The organism is Bacteroides sp. D20 (assembly GCF_003436255.1).
Classification (GTDB): domain Bacteria; phylum Bacteroidota; class Bacteroidia; order Bacteroidales; family Bacteroidaceae; genus Bacteroides; species Bacteroides uniformis.
This window is the reverse complement of sequence record NZ_QSOO01000004.1, coordinates 178,140-192,125: the sequence shown is the minus strand read 5'-3', so window position 1 is coordinate 192,125 and position 13,986 is coordinate 178,140. Positions and strand designations below refer to the sequence as shown.

The window sequence follows — 13,986 nt, the reverse complement described above, 5'->3', positions numbered from 1 at the left end:
GACATATAATGACATCTGATGAAGGGCCGGAACCATATCCGGGAACAATCATTTACTTTGCGGATGAAACAAGTACGCATATGGTGTCAAAGGTAGTCATCCTGTCTTGAAATTCAGGATGTTCCGCCGGAATTCACTAAATTGCGGCACGGAATCCGGATCCGAAAAGAGAATGAAACAGATGTCAAACCTGAAATTACATTAATTATGGAAATAGTGAACATTGAAGCAAGGACCTTCGAGGCGATGCTCTCGGCCTTCCGGACGTTCGCGGATCGGCTGGACACCCTTTGCCGGCTGTACGGTGACATGGAAGAGAAGAAATGGCTGGACAACCAGGAGGTGTGCCTACTGCTGAAGGTCAGCCCGAGAACCCTGCAGACCCTGCGTGACAATGGCACGCTGGCATATACACAGATCTGCCATAAGACTTATTACAAGCCCGAGGACGTAGAAAGTATCATCCGGATAGTGGAGGAGCGCCGCAAGCGGGCTGAAAGCATGGGAAAATCAATTTGAAAAGCCATGGGAAACGAAAGGATGATACTTTCTCCCGGCAGTCTGGCAGGCGGCTGGGAAAGTCTGGACGGCAGTCCCGATTTCTACATCTTCAGGGATTCCAGCGGGGACTACCGCCTGCTGGCCTACAGCCTTGACGCGGAGTACGGGCGGGGAAGTTTCTCGCTCTACAGGATAGACGGGGACGGGGAGGGATGCCATATCCGTATCGGTACGAAAGAGTGCCGGTTCATGTCGGAGGGATGCCCCCATATCCTCCATGTCATGGGGTGGGGCCGATATATGAGAAACTGAAAAAGTAAATGTCAAACCAACAAACAGATGAGATTTATGATGAATACCGATAACCGTTTGCTCACCCGTGAGAGCAGCGAGCATATAAGAGAGTTCTTCTCTACCGTCGAACGTCTCTCCGTTTCCATGGAGCGTCTCTTTGCCGGCAGGTCACCGGCGATGGCGGGCGAGAACTTCTATACGGACCGCGAACTGGCTGAAAAGCTGAAAGTGAGCCGCCGCAGCCTGCAACAGTACCGTGACAGCGGCCTGCTTGCATTTACCCGGCTGGGCGGCAAGATATTGTACCGTTCTTCCGATATCGAGAAGTTGCTTGACGGCTGCTACCGGAAGGCGAGAACCAGGCCGGAGGAACTTTAGAAATGTTCCGTACGGGATCGTGAATAAAGGGGCGGTCGGTTGTCATACCGGTCGCCCCTTCGTTTTCTTTCCATCGGATGAACGACTTTAATTTGCTCATAAAGTATTTATACACAGAGTATTTCTCTTTATGAATTATGATCCGGTGACAACATTGGCATAACATGGCGGGACATGGAAACATTTTTCCGGTATGGCAATAAGATACGGGGATTCCATTATAAAAAAAGACCCTTATTTTATTATGTCATTATGTTATTCTGAAATTGGGGCGGGTCGTTCGTGTACCGGTGGGACGATCCATTCCCGTAATGACGGCATATTCCGTACCGGTATCATTATCCTCCGGCAATGCCGTTTCCCGGTCTTTTCGGAGTGACCTTATGCCGGCCGGTGACAACCGCATGTCCGTGTGTAAACATGACGGCACATAAAAACAGGCACATCCTCCGGGCTTTTGTCCCGTCGGATGCGCCTGTCTCCGTCATGTCATATACAGCCGGACTCCTCCGGCCCATGTCTCTATCTGAGTATCGGATTCGAGAGCAGTATCTTGTAATAGGCCACTCCGCCAATCTCTACCGGCATCCTCGCCATCATGAACTGCACGCTCTTCCTCTCCACCTTCGCCTGCCGCATGAGCCTCTGCACGATAAACCCCGCCGAGAACCTTGCGTATCTTTTGTCCTTCCAGACGATGAACCCCTCGCTGTCGTCGGCCCGGCAGATATACCAGTCACCCGTCTCGTCGTCGTGGGCGAAGTTCACCCGTCCGCCGCCGAGGATTCCTAATTCGATTGACATCGTCTTTGACAGATAGACAGTCCCCCTGCTGTCAAGGTTGATGGTCCGCTTACCCTTGTATGTGACTTCCTGCGGACGGGAGTTTTCCCTGTTGTATACTATCAGTGCCATAATTGTCCTTCTTTTATCGGTTGAACTGTTTTTGTTTTTCAATACATGAAGCTTTCCACCGCCAGCATCTGACTTCTCCATGCGAAACCGCTGTGGGTACGTACCGCGTCCACTATCCTGCATACTTTCTGCGATATGGCCGATGCCGAGATACCCATGCATTCCGCCAGCGCCTTGAACGAGAACTGCGCTTCATAGAACCTGAGCATGAACATCCGGTATTCCTCGTAGGAGAACTTCTGCCTTACGAAACGCAGTATGTCTCTTACCAGCCGCTCGCACCCGTTCAGGTCGTCCTCGGAAAGGAATTTTGCCTCCTCGCCACATCGGAGGAAGAAATCATCTTCAGGGTGTGCATACCGGTTCTCCCTTTTAATCTTTATCAGGGCCGCCTTTTTGTAGCATCCGATGAAATACGCGTCATAGTCCGTTATGTCCTTTCCGGGAACCAGCACCTGCCTTCTTACGAAAAGGTAGGTGTCATGGAAATTGTCCTCGTCCAGCATTCCGTACCGGCGTAACGTCCCTCTCAACCTGTCATAGGATTTTGTGAACCACTCGTTGAACAGTCTTTCCTTTTCTGCGCTCTTGTCTGCCATAACCTTATATTTTTTTGAGTTATACATGGCCTACACGGGTAGGCATTCTTATTTCTTGTGCTTCCTCCAGTTTGTTTTTCGGCGGTCTCCGGCAAGGCTTGCCGTGAAAAAATACGCTCACGCAAAGCGTGAGGAAGATTTTTTCACGAGCAACCAGCCCGCAGGGCCGCCTTGCGGGACCGGCCTGAAAAACAACTATTTTTGCCGCAAGAAATGAGGATGACGGATTCCTTCTGTCTATTGCCTGTCCGGTGAGAATCTAAAATACCATGCAGCTTTTCTGTCTTCGGCATACTTGGAGAAATATTCAAGGATATGGAATGAGAACGGCAATACGTGATATTGCAGAAGGAGCGGAAATGGGATTGGAAACAGGAAGCATGTCCGGGCTTTCATGCGGTTTATACGGCAGTGTTGATTTTGGGGAGGATTACAGGGAAGTGACAGGAAGGTTAGCCGTTCCGGAGAAATTGTATGTGTACGTTTGTTCCTTCTGGAATACGGAGTCTTTTAAAATCATGGAAGACCTCATTCGGGAATGTGTTCCGAACAATACCCCGCCACGGAACGGTTATGACACTTGATATCAGGCTGTAAGCCGTTCCGTAGCTTCAGTATCCCATATCCCATGCATGAATGTGGATCAGGCGGCATTTCACCTCCTTGCCCCGTTTACGGACATGCCGATGCGTTGCCTGCCGGAATTCTCATTCAAGCAGTTTTCGTCCGCCATCATCTTCCAACACACGCATTTGCTGGATGGCTATCCGGTTCAGTCTCACGAGCCGTTCGCCTTGCGGTATGCCCTGGTCTATGAATACGGCGTTCAGGTTTTCCATATTGGAGAGGCAGATCAGTTCATTGATGGAGGCATAGTCACGGATATTGCCCTTCAGACCGGGATTCTGCTCACGCCACATCCTGGCGGTCATCCCGAACATGGCTACGTTGAGCACGTCCGCCTCTTCCGCATAGATGACGCCGGCCTGTGCGGGGGTGACTTCCACCGGTATCAGGTTCTGCCTGATGGCATCGGTATGTATGCGGTAGTTGATCTTTGACAGTTCCCGTTTCGCACTCCAGCCGAGCTGGGCCTGTTCCTCCTCTTTCAACCGCTGGAACTCTTTCAGCAGGTACAGCTTGAATTGAGGGGATACCCACGTGGCGAACTCGAACGCGATATCCTTGTGTGCGTAAGTCCCTCCATAGCGTCCGGCCTTGGCGATGATACCTTTGGAGTTGGTCTTTTCCACCCATTGTTTGACGGAAAGGATGAAACGGTTCAATCCGGCCTCGTTTTTAATTCCCTCGAATTCGGGGGAATTAAAATCCGGATTGTACATCTCCTCCCATATGCCCAGAAACTCGACGGTATTCTTGTTACGCAACCACTTTTCAATAAGGGCGGGACCGTTTTCCATATTGCGGACCATGTCGGTCAGGGAGATATAATCCTTGTCATTGTACGTGATGACTGTCACTTCTGTATTTTGGACTTTAATTTTAGCCATGTTCTTTTAACGGTTATTCGGTTATTATTGGTTCGATGTACAAATGTACGGTGTATTTTCCGGAATGGTCCTCCATATCCGGAAAAGTTTGTGTCACGCCGCCTGTTGCGACAAGCCGTTTCTACCAAGGAAAGGGCAGGCAATACCGGCTGACGTGGATACAGGCGGAACAACTCGCATATGCAATGCAGAGGGAGCAGGAGAGCCTTCACCACAGCCGGAGAGGAAAGCGGTCTCATGCCGGGGTACGGCATGAAAAGGGGCTCCCGGACAGTTCTTTTCCTTGTCGCACATGCACTACGTCGGTCGCAGTTTTCGCCTTCTGAATCCCTTTTACGTCCGTCCCTGCGCTTTCGGAGCGTTTTTCCGGTAGAAAATTTCACCATGCGGAAATTTTCTACCGGAAACCGAAGGGAAAACGCGGAGTCCCGCAGGGACGGACGAACTTTGATGAGGAAGGGGAAAATCGTCCGTTTCATAAATACCATTTCCTCATATGGCATCGCATATTTCCTTCTCCATCTTTTCCAGCTTATGGGACAGGATTTCCATGTCGCTGCTGATCTTCTGGTTGGTTATCCGGGCATATATCTGGGTGGTTTTCAAATCCGTATGCCCCAAAAGACGGCTTACGGTCTCGATGGGCACACCGTGCGAGAGCAGCACGGTGGTGGCGTTCGTATGCCGGGCAACATGATAGGTCAGCCTTATCTTGAAACCGCACTGCCTGCCAAGTTCCTTCAATATGGTGTTGCATCTGCCGTTGCTCGGTACCGGAAATACATGATCGTCCTTGGACAGCCCCTTGTACTTCTCTATGATGCGCTTGGGAACGTCCAGCAGGCGGATGTTGGACTCGGTGTTTGTCTTGCGCCGGCGGGTGATGATCCAGAGGTTGCCGTCGAAGAAGGTCTGGAGCCGGTCGGTCGTCAGCGCCTTCACGTCCGCGTATGCCAGTCCGGTGAACACAGAGAAGATGAAGAGGTCGCGTACCAGTTCGCAGGTCCCGCTTTTCACCGGGGCCTCCATCAGCGTCTGTATCTCACGCTCTGTTAGGTAGCCCCGGTCAACGCTTTCGGGGGAGTTGATGTACCCGGCGAAGGGGTTGAAGGGAAGCGCACCGCTGTTGCGGGCGATGGAGATGACGTGCTTGAGCCCGATCATGTAACCCCATACGGTATTGGTGCGGCATTTCTTCTCCGTACGCAGGAAATACTCGAAGTTGTTGATGAACGTCAGGTTGAGTTCCTTCAGGGGAATGTCGTCACGGCGGTACACTTTCGGGACGAACTCGCAAAGGTGCCTGTATATGGTACGGTAGCGGTTGTATGTTCCCTGCACGCGGCTGTGTCCCACTTTCTTGATGAACTCCTCGTTGTGCTGCTCGAAGAGTTTCAACAGCGTCTCGCGTTTCACGCCCAGCCCGAGGCAGGCGTCCCTCAGCCTGGCGGCGGTGACATAGCCGTCGGACTGCATCAGTTCCTGGTAACGGCGGTTCACGTCCACGCGTATCCGGTCAACCTCCGCATTGATTTTCTGCGCCTCGGCGCTCTTGCCCGTAGCACGTGCCGTTTTCACGTCCCAAAGTTTCGGAGGTACGTCCAGTTTACAACTGAACTGCTTGATTTCACCGTCCACCGTAAGACGGCACATCAGGGGGAGATAGCCGTTGGCTCTCTCGCTGCCCTTCTTCACGTAGAAGAGGATTTTGAAAGTCGATCTGCTCATACTCGTTTTCATACTTTTTTGATCGTTACAAAGTTAATATCAAGCGAGTTGTCCTCAGGTATGAAAAACTGTGCAAATTACTGAAATAGAACCCGTTGTGCCGTTTCTTATTCCCGTTATATCAGTAACGATATGGGAACTGAAGTCTTTCGCTGTTTTTAGCGGATCTCCTTTTTCAGCTTATGCAGTATTATGAGTTAAACACCTAACTGCTTAATAGACTGCATTCTTGCTGTATTATCATCAACCTTGCTTTTTCTTGCTGCGTTTACTTTAAATTGTATAATCCTTATTATGAGCGATAAAATTTGGAAATTTGATATACTGATTGATGATAGTTTTGTCAACTTCAATCCAAATAGCGTTGAGATTACTCCAGACACGAATGATTTCCTTATTTCTTTGATTAATGGTTTTGAGGAAGGACATTGGATGAAAAAGAATTTTCAGAATTTCATCTACAATAATATAGCCGAAACAGCCCTTAAAGCAGAAGAAAGAATGAAAATCGTAGATGATAGCTATTCTTGTCTAGTAGAATCAGCAAAACATCTTAGGCTTATAGACAGGGACGGTGTAGATGAAGAAGTCAAGAAAAGAGACAAAGGGAGGGGTAGTGAAATTGCAGAAATTGTGCTATATGGAATAATGAAGCATCATTTTAACGCAATTCCTGCAATTCCTAAAATCTATTATAAACAGAATGACAACATGAATGCTTTTGGGGATGACTCTGTGCATATTGTTCTCACTAAAGATAGTGATTTTCAAATATGGTTAGGAGAAGCTAAATTTTACAATGATTTGGAGGATAAAAGGTTTAATGAGCCTCTCAGTTCTATTGCTCAAATGCTAAATTCTGCTATCATCCGAAAAGAATTAGGAATACTTACAGGATTGAACGAACTGGATGTGGTGTTAAGAGATATTCCTGAGATGCTTAAGAAGGTAAAAAACATATTAAAGAACTTTACATCCATTGATGAAATAAAGAAAAGGTTACACGTTCCCATTCTGCTATTACACGAGTGTGAAATTACTAATGGTGCGACGACGTTAAATAAAGAATACAAGGATAAAATCGTTACCTATCACTATGATAGGGCAACGAGCTATTTTAAAAAGCAAATAATTAAATTCAAAGGCTATGTGGATTATGATAAGATAAATTTCCACTTGATTTTATTTCCAGTGCCGAATAAAAGTGAGATAGTTGAATGGTTCATATCACGTGCTAAAACATTACGAGAAGATGCTCAATGACGATATTTTTGCAAGATGTTCTGAGATAAATGATAAACTGAACGATGGTTGTGTAAGCGAAGCTCGTTCGATGGTAATCCAATTGCTGGACAGTTTAGAAAAGCATAATAATTTTTATATGCCACTCATCAATCATTTAATTAGGGAGGTTGGCCTCTATCCTTACATGAATCCCCAAACCGCCAATTGGGAGGATCGCTTTGCATACGAGGCATTCAAAGTAAATATTGGAGAAGAAGAAAAATGTACCTTGCATTTAGACCAGTCACTTGTACTGAAGCGGCTATTGTCGGGTGATAGTATTGCGGTAAGTGCTCCTACAAGCTTCGGTAAGAGTTTTATTATTGATGCATATATAGCCATCAAAAGACCAAATATTGTGGTGGATATTGTGCCGACAGTAGCACTCGCGGACGAAACGCGTAGAAGACTAACGCATAAATTTGGAGCTGAATATAAGATTATTACAACAACCGATGCTATTGTAGCAAAAAAATCAATATTCGTATTTCCTCAGGAACGCGCTTTTGCATATATACAGGCTTTAGAAGTAATTGACATATTGATTGTTGATGAGTTTTATAAAGCAAGTGCAAAATTCGACGACTCCAGAAGTTCGACTCTATTGAACACGATGATAGAGTTAGGTAAGAAGGCAAGACAACGCTATTATCTAGCTCCTAACATTAGTAAGCTCCCAGACAATGTGTTTACAGAGGGGATGGAATTTCTGAAGCTTGATTTCAAAACAGTTGTGACCAAAGCCTACAGGATGTATCGCAGGAAACCACAAAATGTGGATATGGACACATTCAAAAGTATGACTTTAAGACAGTTGATTTGTCAGGATATAGGTAAGACGCTTGTTTATGCTGGTACTTATTCCAACATTTCTACAGTATGTGATATTCTTAAAGATAGCTTACCCGAAAGAAATTCGAAAATATTGAATGCATTTTCAGAATGGATTGCAAAGAATTATGGCAGCCAATACCAATTGCATTCTTTGGTAAAGAAAGGTATCGGAATACATAATGGTCAGATACATCGCTCACTGAGTCAATTGCAGGTAAAACTTTTCGAAAGAGAAGATGGTTTAACGAACATGGTTTCAACCTCATCAATAATTGAAGGTGTAAACACTCAGGCGAAAAACGTGATTCTTTGGTCGGTAAAGAATGGGACTTCAAGTATTGATTATTTTACTTACCGAAATATCATTGGAAGAGCAGGACGTATGTTCCGATATTTTGTGGGGAATGTGTACTTATTGGAAATGCCACCTGAAGCGGAAAATACAACGTTGGAATTAGAATTTCCTGATGATGTGGTTCGCAGTCTGGATGGGAATAATCCAGGTGTGAGATTGAATAACCAGCAATTTTTATTGATTAAATCGTATCAAGATGAAATGGCAACATTACTAGGTTCCAATGTTTGGAATAGCCTGTATAGCAATCCTCAAATAAAATCTTGCAATCCTACATTATTAAAGGCAATTGCATTGAAAATAAAACAGAATCCCAATTGGCCTCGTAACTATGACGCTCTGACACGTAGGAATACATGGGATTGGAGATTTGCTATAGAGGATGTGATAGACATTGCCAATATTAGACGTAAAGGACAAGTAAAAACCTATGCTTGTCTTGCAAGCAACGGATGGTCTGTGACAATTCCACATATTTACAATCAAGTTAGCAAATATGGCATTACAATGGAGGATATGTTTGATTTTGAACGTAAAATTTCCTTTAATTTTGCTTCAGTTCTTTCCATTATTAATCTGATAAAGCAAGCCGTATATTCTAACACTCCTGATATCTCTGAATTTATTCATCGCGCATCAAACGCATTTCTTCCGAAATTGGTATTCCAGTTAGAAGAATATGGTTTGCCCAGAATGATAAGCAAGAAGATACATTCCTCTAGGGTGATTAATCTAGAAGATGACAGTATAGAAATATCAACTGTAATAGATAAGTTCAAAGGAATCGGATTAAACAATCTTTTAGTATTTGTGAATGGGCTGGATGACTTTGATAGATTTATCATCAAGTATTTCTATCAAGGGATAATGTAATATTAGCCATACATAGTAGATTCTACGAGATTTTTAAGTCCATGCGATTGTGAACAAAACAGTTTGCGTATAGAAATCTATTACTCAGTTGCTAATGTAGGGACATTCAGTAAATGTCATAAAATTAACCAACTAATTCAAGTACAAAGTGTTGCGAATTAGTTGTAAGCATTCGAATAAATGCACCTTTTAAACCTTGAGGTTTGGTTATAGCTTTGCGATAGCAAATACAATCAAACCTCAGGTATTATGAACAGACAAGAATTTGAAGAATTAGAACTGCAGTTACAACAAAGTGGACTGCCGTTGAAGTCGTACCTACAACAAATAGGTGTAAGTTATTCGACCTATCACTATTGGCGTAAAAAATGTTCAGTTGACAAGAATAGTGTCAGGCAAGAGTTGGCTCCCATCTGTTTCAAACAGGCTGCTACGGAATCTTCCCTTGAAGAACAAATACCTCATGGTGTGGCATTACTATTTCCCAATGGTCTTCGTGCCCACTTCGGAGATGGTTCTGAAGAGATACTTATGGAATTATTGACCAAAAGTCTTGGAGGCGGCCATGTTTAACTTGAACGACACTATGCGCTACTTCCTGTGTCCGGGCATTACAGATATGCGCAAAAGTATCAGTTCGTTGTGCGGAGTGGTACATGAAAAGATGAACAGTGAAGTGAAGAACGGTGATGTCTTCATCTTCATCGGCTCCAGCCGCAAACTCATGAAATTGCTTCATGCAGAAGATGGAGGCATGGTGATGTATATGAAACGTCTGGAAGCCGGTCGCTTCAAAGATGCTCGAATTAATTTAGAAAAAGAATTTCCAGCCTCCATTATCTGAGATATTCAAATTCTTGACATTTGCAATCGACACCATTTAAAGATAAAGAGAAAGGTATTACACCAAGAGTTGGCGGAATAATGTATCTAAAATTAGAATTGAGGAATATGAGTAAAGTAAGTAACGTGAGTTTGTTATAAATCAAAACATTGTAAGTTGCCCGTCTTTGACAAAATAAAGGTCAATGGTGGGCTTCTTTTTGCGTTATAGCTAAAAATTATCTTTCCTCAGATGCCAGAATAGATAACATATCGAATAATGTTTTAGGATGATGATTTTCAATTACCCTGTTTCTTATTCTGTATAAACTCTGATATAAAAAATTGTTGTCCTCTTACCTACTTAGGTAAGATGAGTCTTTTCCACACCATCCAACAAACCTTCCTCCATGACGGAACCTGAAATGTGCGGGCAAGAAACACTGCCCCAATCACTTCCGCGCCAATTCGTTCCAGATTCCGGGCAAATCCGGCCAGGCTGCTTCCTGTTGTGAGAAGGTCATCCACAATCACGACCTTTTTCCCTTGCAATGCCAGCGACATGGAGTAGTTTGCCGTATCAACGCTCGACCGTTGGGCGGCAGTGTGCTTGCTTTCCCGGTTTCTGATGATTTCTATCAGGTGCAGTCCGGACATAGCATAGCCGTGGAACTCCAAATAGCAGGCTATTTTTGCGAAACGCCTGTAATACCGTTCAGAGGTACTACACGGCATAAATACCGCTGTCACATTCTCATGTACGGAAAGAACTTCAAATGCTTGTGAGAAATAGTCTTCACATAGTTCTTTCCCGTCCTTAAAGGCATACACATCCTGTACAAAATCTGCCTGATCATCCCTCAGCCAGCTTTCATAGCGTTGGGGAAAATAATAGCCGGCACACACGCAACGTATTTTCCCGAAACGGAAAGCCCGCATCGGCCGTACGATGTCAAACAGTTCCGGGCACGTCAGCGCATACAACAAACCGGCATGTCTGCTCCCGGCCATCACGGCTTGTCCGGCTAATTCTTCCCTGTCTTCTTTCTTGTAGCAGGCCACCGCATGCTGAAGAAACGCTTTGGCTGCTTGTCGCCGCCAGTACCTGGCATAAGCCCATAGCCCAACAATGCATAAGACTACGCCTCCGTTTATCAATAGGGTCAGGATAAAATCATTCATTTCGTTAGGTAAGATTAGATATTACACCGGACCAAAATAGGGATTATTTGATAAACTCCCCACACTTTTGCAAATGTTTTAGTTAACATTTAGATTTTAGCAAGGCAGCATACGATTTAAAACAGGATCTTTGTAATTGCTTGAAAAACTTAAATCTATGAATTTGGAATGACATTTGATGTCATGAATTGTCAGTTGCCGACATCAGTTTTGACAATATGGTTACAAGTGATATATTTGCCCGACCTAAAGATGAAATGTATGGAATTTGTATGTATAGAGACTAAAACATTTGAAGACATGTGCATAGCTTTAGAACTGCTCAAAAAGAAAGTGGAGACTTTATCTCAAAGGCATTTACCCAAGCGGCTGGACAAATGGCTGGACAATCAGGAAGTATGCGCCATATTGCGCATTTCTCCACGTACCTTGCAATCCTTGCGGAGCACTGGTGCCCTATCTTATACCCAGATAGACCGCAGGATCTATTATCAGGAAAAAGACGTGATGAAACTGGTAGGCATAACAGGCTACAGACATAAATCAAGGAAGGAATTAGAAAAATGAATAAGGTTATAATGCGTGACGATCCGCAGGCTGTTGCGTTTTTTCAGGACATGAAGCATTTATCTGCTTTACTCGACATGCTGGAAACCAATACTCGACCGATATTGAATGGAGAAAGTTTTCTGACTGACACCGAACTGGCACAGCACTTGAAATTGACAAAACGCACGTTACAGGAATATCGTAATACAGGAAAAATCCCGTTTTATCAAATAGGCGGTAAAATTCTGTATCGGGAAGCAGACATAGAGAAACTGCTTGTAGAGAACAGGCGGGAAGCATTCCGGTAGAGAGATATAAAGCCAGAAAGGATTGTCATTACGAGAAACAATCCTTTCTGGTTTTGTTATAAGACCAGCCGGTTGAGAAGTATTTCAGACTTCATGAAACATTTAGCGGAATATTCCAGCCACTCCTTTCATGTCCTCCATGATGCTGTTGTCAAGCACCCGCGCGTAATGCTGAGTCATGCGTGTGGACGAATGTCCCAGCATTTTCGACACGTTCTGGATGGCCACGTGGTTAGCAAGCGTCACCGTGGTCGCGAAGGTGTGCCGGCTCACATGGACGGTCAGGCGTTTCTTTATATCGCACAAAGTAGCTATTTCCTTCAAATATTCGTTCATCTTCTGATTCGACGGGATGGGCAGGCAAGGTGCGTCCGGATCCTTTTCATTCCACCCCTTGTATTTCTCCAGAATAGCGATGGCGGGCGGTAGCAACGGCACATTACTCGTGCAGGTTTCCTTGTTCGTCGTGATTTTCACCCTCGACTTGTGTATCCACAGCTTCCCGTTGTTGTCCCTGTACAGATGTATGGGACGTAGGGTACTCACATCTATGTACGAGAGCCCGGTATAACAACAGAACAGGAAGAAGTCCTTCACATGGTTCAGCCGTTCCGTCGAAAACTCCTTCTCCATGATTCGTTGCAGTTCGTCCAGTGTGAGGAAAGTCGGACACGTCTCTTCTTTCTTGAACAGCCGTTTCCGTTTGCCCACCAGCGGATCAAAGTTCAGCCAGCCGTTATCTCTGGCTATGCCCAACACCTTGCGGAAGCAGCTCATGTATTTAGTAAGTGTATTCTGCGAGAGTTTCCTCTCTGTCCGCAGGTGCATTTCAAACGTGTCGATGAATTCCCCGTTCAGTTCGTAGAACGTGATGTCCTCCTTCTTATAGAATTCCTTTACCACTGTTTTCAGCGATTCATAGCAGTTGTCATAGCGGGAGATAGTAGACGGCTGGTATTCCTGCCCGATAAGAGAGCGCCAGTCATCAATACACTTTTTCATTGTTTCCACAACCAAATGTCTTTCCTCCTTAGAGAACAGTTTGACCAGCATGTTTCTGGGAGTGATCAGCGCATCCCGGCAGAGCAGTTCCTTATGGATTTGGTACAGCCGTACTTTCAGAGCCTCTATGTAGCTGTTCAGTTCCAAGGACACACGGTCCTTTCCCTTGCTGCATCCCTTCAGGTTATTCCACAGATGGATGGGTACAGAGCGTTGGATGCGTATCTCATCCTGTTGCCCGTTGATGGTTATCCGGAGGAACACCGGAGCCTCGCCGTTTTTCTTCAGCCTGCTCTTGCGGATGAAGAACAAAACCTTCATTGAATCCTGTTTCATTTCACCTTGTTTTTAGCGTTACAAAATTAGCAAAATAGGGAACAGGTAAATCCTATGCAAGAATATGAAAATCAGCGAAGTATAATACATTTCAGGTGCTTTTTTCAGTGACCCTAAAAAGGACCCTGAATTTGCCCCTCATAACTTCTCTAAAACGCTATTTTTTGCCGCCCGAAAACCAATAAAAAAGCCCTAATTCCGTTGGGAATCAGAGCTTTTCCTAATCTTGCTTTTTCGAGTTGCGGTGCGTACGGGACTCGAACCCGTGACCCCATGCGTGACAGGCATGTATTCTAACCAACTGAACTAACGCACCATTATTTCATTCTTTCGTTGCTATCTCTCTTGATTGCGGTTGCAAAGGTAGGCATTTCTTTGATATCTGCAATAGCTATGGCGAACTTTTTTCCAAGCGTTTTGTGCTGTATTTGCTTTATATCCTCATATTGAGAAGATTGGAAAAATAAGAAAAAAGTAAATTTAACAACTGTTTAGAAATACGTTTATGCACTGTT

18 protein-coding genes and 1 tRNA gene are annotated in these 13,986 nt (G+C 44.9%); 10 read left to right on the top strand and 9 right to left on the bottom strand.

Features of this window, described 5'->3' with window-relative positions:
• Positions 1-207: 207 nt before the first annotated feature.
• Genes DXD78_RS05865 through DXD78_RS05855 form a run of 3 tightly spaced genes read left to right on the top strand, consistent with a single transcriptional unit; the run spans position 208 to position 1,173 of the window.
• Positions 208-519 (top strand): helix-turn-helix domain-containing protein, encoded by a 312-nt coding sequence (locus DXD78_RS05865; protein WP_005641682.1) that lies wholly within the window; start codon positions 208-210, stop codon positions 517-519.
• Positions 520-525: 6 nt separating this feature from the next.
• Positions 526-813 carry a hypothetical protein gene (locus DXD78_RS21165; protein ID WP_007845189.1) on the top strand — a complete coding sequence of 96 codons (288 nt, stop codon included), beginning with the start codon at positions 526-528 and terminating at the stop codon, positions 811-813.
• Between the two features lie 36 nt (positions 814-849).
• A complete protein-coding gene (locus DXD78_RS05855) occupies positions 850-1,173 on the top strand; it encodes a helix-turn-helix domain-containing protein (RefSeq protein ID WP_005641972.1) in 324 nt (107 codons plus the stop codon).
• A gap of 338 nt (positions 1,174-1,511) precedes the next feature.
• On the opposite strand, the gene DXD78_RS21160 is transcribed toward DXD78_RS05855, so the two are convergent.
• From DXD78_RS21160 to DXD78_RS05840, 3 genes are read right to left on the bottom strand one after another with little or no spacing between them, the layout of a single operon-like run.
• Positions 1,512-1,691 (bottom strand): hypothetical protein, encoded by a 180-nt coding sequence (locus DXD78_RS21160; protein WP_005641974.1) that lies wholly within the window; start codon positions 1,689-1,691, stop codon positions 1,512-1,514.
• Positions 1,692-1,695: 4 nt separating this feature from the next.
• A complete protein-coding gene (locus DXD78_RS21155) occupies positions 1,696-2,088 on the bottom strand; it encodes a hypothetical protein (RefSeq protein ID WP_007562597.1) in 393 nt (130 codons plus the stop codon).
• A 38-nt stretch (positions 2,089-2,126) separates the two neighbouring features.
• The gene (locus tag DXD78_RS05840; RefSeq protein ID WP_004320822.1) at positions 2,127-2,687 is read right to left on the bottom strand and encodes a sigma-70 family RNA polymerase sigma factor; all 561 of its coding nucleotides are present in this window, start codon (positions 2,685-2,687) and stop codon (positions 2,127-2,129) included.
• A 320-nt stretch (positions 2,688-3,007) separates the two neighbouring features.
• On the opposite strand from DXD78_RS05840, the gene DXD78_RS21150 reads away from it, so the two are divergent.
• A complete protein-coding gene (locus DXD78_RS21150; RefSeq protein ID WP_226766765.1) occupies positions 3,008-3,271 on the top strand; it encodes a hypothetical protein in 264 nt (87 codons plus the stop codon).
• A gap of 123 nt (positions 3,272-3,394) precedes the next feature.
• On the opposite strand, the gene DXD78_RS05825 is transcribed toward DXD78_RS21150, so the two are convergent.
• From DXD78_RS05825 to DXD78_RS05815, 3 genes are read right to left on the bottom strand one after another with little or no spacing between them, the layout of a single operon-like run.
• Positions 3,395-4,198, bottom strand: coding sequence for a KilA-N domain-containing protein (locus DXD78_RS05825; protein ID WP_004320828.1), 804 nt, complete (start codon positions 4,196-4,198; stop codon positions 3,395-3,397).
• A complete protein-coding gene (locus DXD78_RS21270) occupies positions 4,165-4,701 on the bottom strand; it encodes a hypothetical protein (RefSeq protein ID WP_005636633.1) in 537 nt (178 codons plus the stop codon). Before DXD78_RS21270 ends, DXD78_RS05825 begins: the two co-directional genes overlap by 34 nt.
• The gene (locus tag DXD78_RS05815; protein ID WP_005636637.1) at positions 4,691-5,938 is read right to left on the bottom strand and encodes a site-specific integrase; all 1,248 of its coding nucleotides are present in this window, start codon (positions 5,936-5,938) and stop codon (positions 4,691-4,693) included. Before DXD78_RS05815 ends, DXD78_RS21270 begins: the two co-directional genes overlap by 11 nt.
• A 282-nt stretch (positions 5,939-6,220) precedes the next feature.
• On the opposite strand from DXD78_RS05815, the gene DXD78_RS05810 reads away from it, so the two are divergent.
• The 4 genes from DXD78_RS05810 (at position 6,221) to tnpB (ending at position 10,116) form a co-directional block, all read left to right on the top strand.
• The gene (locus DXD78_RS05810) at positions 6,221-7,189 is read left to right on the top strand and encodes a DUF1837 domain-containing protein (protein WP_117652587.1); all 969 of its coding nucleotides are present in this window, start codon (positions 6,221-6,223) and stop codon (positions 7,187-7,189) included.
• Entirely contained in the window at positions 7,179-9,272 is a 2,094-nt protein-coding gene (locus DXD78_RS05805; RefSeq protein ID WP_117652586.1) for a DEAD/DEAH box helicase, read from the top strand. Before DXD78_RS05810 ends, DXD78_RS05805 begins: the two co-directional genes overlap by 11 nt.
• A 249-nt stretch (positions 9,273-9,521) precedes the next feature.
• Complete coding sequence (locus DXD78_RS05800; RefSeq protein ID WP_117652585.1) at positions 9,522-9,845, top strand: hypothetical protein; 324 nt, start codon at positions 9,522-9,524, stop codon at positions 9,843-9,845.
• Positions 9,838-10,116, top strand: a complete 279-nt coding sequence (tnpB, locus tag DXD78_RS05795) for an IS66 family insertion sequence element accessory protein TnpB (RefSeq protein ID WP_199607937.1) — start codon at positions 9,838-9,840, stop codon at positions 10,114-10,116. The genes DXD78_RS05800 and tnpB overlap by 8 nt, the downstream gene beginning before the upstream one ends.
• A 338-nt stretch (positions 10,117-10,454) precedes the next feature.
• Here tnpB and DXD78_RS05790 read toward each other — a convergent pair whose 3' ends face one another.
• Positions 10,455-11,276, bottom strand: a complete 822-nt coding sequence (locus tag DXD78_RS05790) for a phosphoribosyltransferase (protein WP_117652584.1) — start codon at positions 11,274-11,276, stop codon at positions 10,455-10,457.
• Positions 11,277-11,576: 300 nt separating this feature from the next.
• On the opposite strand from DXD78_RS05790, the gene DXD78_RS05785 reads away from it, so the two are divergent.
• Both DXD78_RS05785 and DXD78_RS05780 read left to right on the top strand, forming a co-directional pair.
• Positions 11,577-11,843: a helix-turn-helix domain-containing protein gene (locus tag DXD78_RS05785; protein WP_233534009.1), complete on the top strand. Its 267-nt coding sequence runs from the start codon at positions 11,577-11,579 to the stop codon at positions 11,841-11,843.
• Positions 11,844-11,893: 50 nt separating this feature from the next.
• Positions 11,894-12,133: a helix-turn-helix domain-containing protein gene (locus DXD78_RS05780; RefSeq protein ID WP_370448304.1), complete on the top strand. Its 240-nt coding sequence runs from the start codon at positions 11,894-11,896 to the stop codon at positions 12,131-12,133.
• A gap of 102 nt (positions 12,134-12,235) precedes the next feature.
• Here the strand turns inward: DXD78_RS05780 and DXD78_RS05775 are convergent, their stop codons facing one another.
• Complete coding sequence (locus DXD78_RS05775) at positions 12,236-13,471, bottom strand: site-specific integrase (RefSeq protein ID WP_117652582.1); 1,236 nt, start codon at positions 13,469-13,471, stop codon at positions 12,236-12,238.
• A 242-nt stretch (positions 13,472-13,713) separates the two neighbouring features.
• A tRNA-Asp gene (locus tag DXD78_RS05770) sits at positions 13,714-13,787 on the bottom strand.
• Positions 13,788-13,986: the final 199 nt, after the last annotated feature.